Here is a 2205-nt window from a genome sequence, read left to right as displayed (position 1 = left end):
ACTCATGATGAACCCTGTTCCATGGCTCCAGATGACAAACATGATCTCATATCAGGGACTTGTTCGCACCTTCCCTAGAGTGATACACATCCTTCCTGATAACGAAAGTATTGATTTAATCCTTTTCGCAGACCACGAAAAAATATATTCACAAGTCATATTTTATTGTAAGCAGTTCAATGTGAATTATGACTAGAGTATTCTGGTAATTAAGTATGAGCAATTCACTTGCTCATACTCTTAGTACATAATGTTTTTTACTGGTCAGCATCATAGTTTTCATTCAGTGCTGTAATACGTGCTACTTGGAAAGTATTTTGAAGCGATTGTAATTCTGTTTTATGCTGCTGTGCCAATTGCTGTAAATATTCTCTCCCTTTGTCTGTTAAATACACATCTACTTTGCGCTTGTCATTTTCATTTTTCCGCCGTTCAACAAGGTCCAACTCCTCACATCGCGTAAGTAAAGCTACTGTAGCATGATGACTCATTTGTAGCCTTTCCGCTAGTTCACCCACGCTTGCCCAGTTGCGCCCTGGGTATCCTTGAATGTGCAGGAGGGATAAATATTGTAATGGTGTGAGCCCGAGCTCCTTGGCCGCAGTTTCACTAAAGTGAAGAAAACGCTTTAACTGATAGCGAAACTCAGAAAGTGCCTCAAATTGAGCTTTTGTTAGCATAGCTTACTCGGTTGTTGACTTCTTAGGTGAAATACAATAAGTTCAATTATATCACACTGTGATATATAATTTGTAGTGTTTCTGTTACAAAGGAGATGGCAATGCATAAGCAAGTTCACCCAAAATCACTTTATTGGGGAAACACCGTAATTCTACTGAGTACCATCGATGATACTGATACAACTAACATTACACCAATATCATCGAGTTGGTCTCTTTCGAATAATATTGTCATCGGCCTCAGTCTAAATTCAAAGGCTATCGAAAACATTGAGAATTGTCCAGAAGTCGTATTGAATGTTGCATCAGACAACCTTTCGGATAGAATTGAATCTATTGCCAAATTGACCGGAAAGGATCCTGTCCCATCTGAAAAGATAGGTTTCAGTTATTGTGGTAATAAATTTGCTCTTGGTGGATTTACAGAGCTGGCGTCCTGTACCGTTAAACCATCTCGTATCCAAGAATGTTTAATTCAGGTCGAGTGTTTAGTTGAACATATAACAAAGCGCAATAATTTTGCTATCGTTGAATTGCGAGCCACTCATGTGCATGCAGATGCATCTTTACTTAAAAAAGATGACGTTATTGACGCGGATTTGTGGAGCCCTCTGATTTATAATTTCAGGAGTTACCACGGAATTACCAGCGCTATTGGTAGAAACTTTAAATTTGATAATTGATTTCGCAGATGCCCTATTTATTAAGGGCATCTTCATGGGACTATGATTTTTAAAGGATGTTTTATGAGTGAATGTTTACGTTCTTTACCATTGGTTTATTCATGCTCTGGTTGTTCAAGTGCAGCGCAGATGGCAAACTATATGGCTATTCAGCTAGATAAACGAGGTGATGCAGAAATGTCCTGCATTGCAGGTGTTGGTGGAAACGTAAAGCATTTAGTCCGTATAGCAAAGTCTGGTAGATCGATCATTGCTATCGATGGATGTCCTTTACAATGTGTCAAAAGTTGTTTGGCTATTCACAATCTCACTCCTACAAATCATGTCTTATTGAATGAGCATGGAGTCAAAAAACTTCAGAAAACAGATTTTGATTCTGATGAAGCGGATAGGCTTGTTTTTGAAATCGCACAGTTATTAACTCTTCTATAAGAGGTTGCTCCTCAAATTTATCGGTATGTATTATTCATACGTGGCTATAGATATGGGGTACCACCTATCCGATTACCCATGATCTTCCCGATATGGCATCAGATGGATTTCCTCTATCGTGTGGTTCAATTCAACCAGCATGCTCTTGATGCCAAAACGATGCTTAAATCGGAAGCATCATTCCGTCAGATGATTTGGTAGAGGCTTGGTTCCAAGCGTATGGCAACTGCTCCGCAGCGAGTTCTGCACACTCCCTATTATCGTGCTTACCCAGTTGAACGCAAGATGCTCCAGTAAATCCAGGTTGCCTCCAGTGACGACACTCAGGTACTTGTCAATGACATCTGGTGACGGCAGTGATTGCATTGCCACACACGTGGCCGCCTTCTCAGGCGACAACAGGTCTTGTT

Annotated in this window: 3 protein-coding genes and 1 pseudogene; 2 read left to right on the top strand and 2 right to left on the bottom strand. The window is 40.2% G+C overall.

The window, feature by feature from the left end:
- Positions 1-257 precede the first annotated feature (257 nt).
- Positions 258-680, bottom strand: a complete 423-nt coding sequence (locus PG887_RS22170; RefSeq protein WP_081999320.1) for a MarR family winged helix-turn-helix transcriptional regulator — start codon at positions 678-680, stop codon at positions 258-260.
- Positions 681-781: 101 nt separating this feature from the next.
- Between PG887_RS22170 and PG887_RS22165 the strand changes: the two genes are divergently transcribed.
- Both PG887_RS22165 and PG887_RS22160 read left to right on the top strand, forming a co-directional pair.
- Positions 782-1363: a flavin reductase family protein gene (locus PG887_RS22165; protein WP_162516531.1), complete on the top strand. Its 582-nt coding sequence runs from the start codon at positions 782-784 to the stop codon at positions 1361-1363.
- 63 nt (positions 1364-1426) lie between these two features.
- Positions 1427-1795: a putative zinc-binding protein gene (locus PG887_RS22160; protein ID WP_050555278.1), complete on the top strand. Its 369-nt coding sequence runs from the start codon at positions 1427-1429 to the stop codon at positions 1793-1795.
- A gap of 72 nt (positions 1796-1867) precedes the next feature.
- Here the strand turns inward: PG887_RS22160 and PG887_RS22155 are convergent.
- A pseudogene (locus tag PG887_RS22155) lies at positions 1868-2128 on the bottom strand (IS1595 family transposase); the annotation flags it as partial.
- Positions 2129-2205: the final 77 nt, after the last annotated feature.

This window comes from Aeromonas sp. QDB14 (genome assembly GCF_027707845.1).
Lineage (GTDB): Bacteria > Pseudomonadota > Gammaproteobacteria > Enterobacterales > Aeromonadaceae > Aeromonas > Aeromonas caviae.
This window is presented reverse-complemented; position numbering and strand designations above follow the sequence as displayed.

Bases quoted from the DNA above. Each gene is read 5' to 3' on its own strand.
- PG887_RS22170 (WP_081999320.1), bottom strand. From the start codon at position 680: ATGCTAACAAAAGCTCAATTTGAGGCACTTTCTGAGTTTCGCTATCAG.
- PG887_RS22165 (WP_162516531.1), top strand. From the start codon at position 782: ATGCATAAGCAAGTTCACCCAAAATCACTTTATTGGGGAAACACCGTA.
- PG887_RS22160 (WP_050555278.1), top strand. From the start codon at position 1,427: ATGAGTGAATGTTTACGTTCTTTACCATTGGTTTATTCATGCTCTGGT.